At 50.4% G+C, this 4,133-nt stretch carries 1 protein-coding gene; it reads right to left on the bottom strand.

Translation table 11 applies throughout. From position 1 onward, the window contains the following. The coding region (locus tag MK185_17610; GenBank protein MCH2042448.1) for an Ig-like domain-containing protein at nt 1-4,133 on the bottom strand (4,133 nt) is incomplete at both ends.

Here is a 4,133-nt window from a genome sequence, read left to right as displayed (position 1 = left end):
GCCGCGTCGCTCACGGTGGCCACCACGGTATAATCCCCTTCGGCTAATGCCGTACTTGGCTCAACAGACCAACTGCCGTCCGCTTGCACCGTCGCTGTCGCACTTTGTACATTACCGGCACTGTCAGTGATAGTAAGCAGCACTAAGCTGCCCACTGCCGCTCCGGTGGTTTGCCCACTGATGAGCGGTGTCACATCATTACTATCGGCCAAGGTATCAAGGCTAATCGTCGGTGCGGTAATGTCGATTTCACCAGTGGCACTGGCTGTTGCTGGGTTACCTGCTTGATCACTGACCGTCGCCGTAACCGTGTATTCTCCTTCTGCTAACAATGTGCTCGCCGCCACTGACCAGGTGCCATTGCTTTGCATCACGGTAGTGACTGTGTGGCTGTTGTTGTTTGCATCGGTAAAGACCACAGTGACTGTACTGCCTTGTGGGGCACTGGCTGTGCCACTGACTGTTGGCGTGGTGTCATTGGTGACGTCTAATGCATTTATATCAATCGCTGGCATGGTGGTATCAATGATACCTGTTCGTGTGGCCGTTCCATCAATGCCGTTTTCTGTCACGGTTGCGGTGACTGTAAAGTCGCCTTCAGCCAAAGCACTGCTTGCTGTGACTGTCCATGTTCCGCCATTAACCGTGGTGGTTAATGTTTCTGCTGGGTTGATACCATCATCAATTACCACAGTCACTACGCTGCCATTGACCGCATCACTGGTGCCGTTAATCGTCGGTGTCGTATCATTGGTTTCGCCAATGACATTAATCGTGATACTTGGTGCGGTGGTATCCAGCACCGCGGTGTCATTAGCGGTTGTTTCATTCCCCGCAGCATCGGTGATACTGGCATCAATGCTGATGCTGCCATTGTTTAATGGGCTTGGTACATCTGCTGACCATGTGCCATCTCCCAGTACCGTGGCTGTAAAGGTATAGGTGTTTGTGCCGTCTGAAACACTTAAGTTAACCACACTGCCCGCAGGCTCATTGCTGGTCCCACTGATTGTTGGGGTATCGTCGTTGATGGTACCCAAGCTGTCTATCGCTAAGCTCGGTGGCAAGGTATCGATGCTGCCACTGCCTGTATCGGTGCCAACGTTGCCTGCCGCATCAACAATCGTTGCTGTCACGGTATAAGCGCCATCAGGCAAGCTCGGTGCTGTGGCTTGCCACGACCCATCGGCTTGCACTGTGGCTGTGACGGTATGTGTATCGCTGTTGCTATCCACAATAGATAAGCTCACTACCGTTCCTGCTGGCTCAGTAGAGGTGCCCGTAATAAGTGGCGTGCTGTCATTACCCAAGCCAGTGTCGTTAACCACCACCACTGGGGTTGTGGTATCGATAGAGCCTGTTGCATTGACCGTCGTTGGGTTACCCGCTTCATCACTAATTGTTGCTGATACAGTGTAGCCACCTTCGGCGAGTCCATTCGGTACTTCCACGCGCCAATCACCGCTACTGTCAACGGTTGCGGTCAGTGTTTGTACGGTGCCATCATTATCTGTCACCGTTACCGTCACCGTGCCACCAATTTCATTACTGCGTCCTGTGAACTCAGGCGTCACATCACTGCCCGCCCCAACGCCCGTTAAGGTTAAGCTTGGTGCAACGGTATCAATGACCCCAGTCACCGTTTCTTCTGTAAGGTTACCCACCCCATCACGCACACTGGCGTCAACAGTAAATTGACCATCAGCTAAGACCGTTGTTGGACTCACTGACCAATTACCGCTGGCATCCACTGTCGCTGTCAGGGTGCTGCTATCACCATTGGCATCGGTGACGACCACGGTCACTTGTGCACCTTCACCTGCATCACTGGTACCACTGATGAGCGGTGTATTGTCATTTCCTATTGCATCCACATTAACGGTGAGTGTCGGTGGTGTACCATCAAAGTCACTTGAACTGATAGTACGTACATTGCCTGCAGCATCCGATGCACTGGCTGTTATCGACGCTAGGTTCGCTAACGGCACGGTTAATCCTGTCAGTGACCAATCACCATTGGCATCGGTGGTTGCCGTATATGTCACACTGCCACCGCCTAATAAGGTTTGGGTGATGGTCACTGTGCTACCGGCGGGTAAATCTGATGTACCACTTAAGGTCACCAGTTGACCCAGTAAGAAGGTCGGCACAAAAGCAAGCTCCGGTGGAATGGTGTCGACTTCACCACTGTCACTGGCACTGCTGTTATTACCTGCTGCATCACTGATACTGGCACTGACTGTGTAGTTGCCATCAGCTAAGGCTTGCCCTGCTTCGGCGCTCCAATTGCCTGAAGCATCTGTGGTGACTGTCACGCTATGGCTGATACCATCAGCATCGGTAAAGGTCACGGCGAGTGAGGTATTGGCTAAGTCTGAGGTGCCAGTGACCGTCGGTGTATTGTCGTTGGTCAGTGCTGGCGCATCAATGCTAATCGTTGGTGCCGTCACATCGATGGTGCCTGTTTCAGTATCGCTGCCTTCGTTACCCGCCGCGTCACTCACAGTGGCCACCACGGTATAATCCCCTTCGGCTAATGCCGTACTTGGCTCAACAGACCAACTGCCATCCGCTTGCACCGTCGCTGTCGCACTTTGTACATTACCGGCACTGTCAGTGATAGTAAGCAGCACTAAGCTGCCCACTGCCGCTCCAGTGGTTTGCCCACTAATGAGCGGTGTCACATCATTGCTATCGGCCAAGGTATCAAGGCTAATCGTCGGTGCGGTAATGTCGATTTCACCAGTGGCACTATCGGTGCCGGTATTACCGGCTGCATCGGTGACTGAAGCATTAACAGTAAAACTACCTTCTGCCAGTATAGTGGTTGCAGACACTGACCAACTTCCGTTCGCTAATACCGTAGCGACTAAAGTTTGTGGGTTGCCTTGTGAATCAGTAATGATCACTGTAACTGTGCTTCCTACCGGTGCATCCGTTGTACCACTTATTGTTGGGGTTGTATCATTGGTTTGTGCAATATCATTAATTGCAATGGTAGGAGGGGTTAAATCAATTGTTCCTACAGCAGAGTCTGTACCTTCAACGCCACCTACTGTAACGCTAGCAGTAACCGTAAAATCCCCTTCAGTTAATGCATTATTAGCAGTAACAGTCCAAATACCACCTGAGACACTTACTGTCAGTGTTTCAACTGGATTGGTGCCATCATTTATAGTCACTGTTACCGTACTGCCGTCAGGAGCACTGGTTGTTCCTGAAATAGTAGGCGTTGTATCGTTCGTTTGGCCTAGGGCATCAATTGAAATACTAGGCGCACTGGTATTCAAGGTGAAATTCTCTGTTGCCGAGGCGCTATTTCCTGCTGCATCTTCTACTGTAGCAACCACGCTGTAGTCATCATTCGCTAACGATGAAGAGGTGACAGACCAATTACCAGCACCATCAACGGTTGCAGTCAAACTGATCTCACCACCACTGGTATCTGTTAATACAAGTGAAATAACGGTGCCTGCTGGCTCCGAAGATGTACCACTAATAGTTGGTGTTGCGGTGTTAATTGTGCCTAGATTGTTGATTGTAATGAGAGGCGCTGTAGTGTCTATCGTTCCTGAGCCTGTATCACTCCCTGTATTACCCGCAGCATCTGTGATTGTTGCAGTAATTGTATAGTTACCATCAGGTATTTCAGATGCGTCTGTTTGCCATGTGCCTGCAGCACTTACAACAGCTGTAAAACTATAATTATCGCCATTACTGTCTGTAACTATAATATTTACAATTGTGCCCGCAGGCTCGGTAGATGTACCGCTGATTGTTGGGGTATTATCATTACTTAAGCCATTATCATTCACAACGACTGTAGGATTTACCGTATCAATACTACCTGAGGCACTGATTGTTGTACTATTGCCCGCCACGTCACTCACTGTTGCTGACACAGTGTAATCACCTTCGGCTAAACCGTTTGGCACTTCGCTAGTCCAGGTTCCATTACTGCCCACTGTGGCTGAGAAAGTTTGTACCACACCGTTACTATCAGTCACTGTGATAGTTACTAACGCGCCGATTTCATTACTTGTGCCGCTTAAAGTTGGCGTCACATCACTGCCCGCCCCAACGCCCGTTAAGGTTAAGCTTGGTGCAACGGTATCAATGACCCCAGTCACCGT

This window comes from Saccharospirillaceae bacterium (genome assembly GCA_022448365.1).
GTDB lineage: Bacteria > Pseudomonadota > Gammaproteobacteria > Pseudomonadales > Oceanobacteraceae > Bacterioplanoides.
This window is presented reverse-complemented; position numbering and strand designations above follow the sequence as displayed.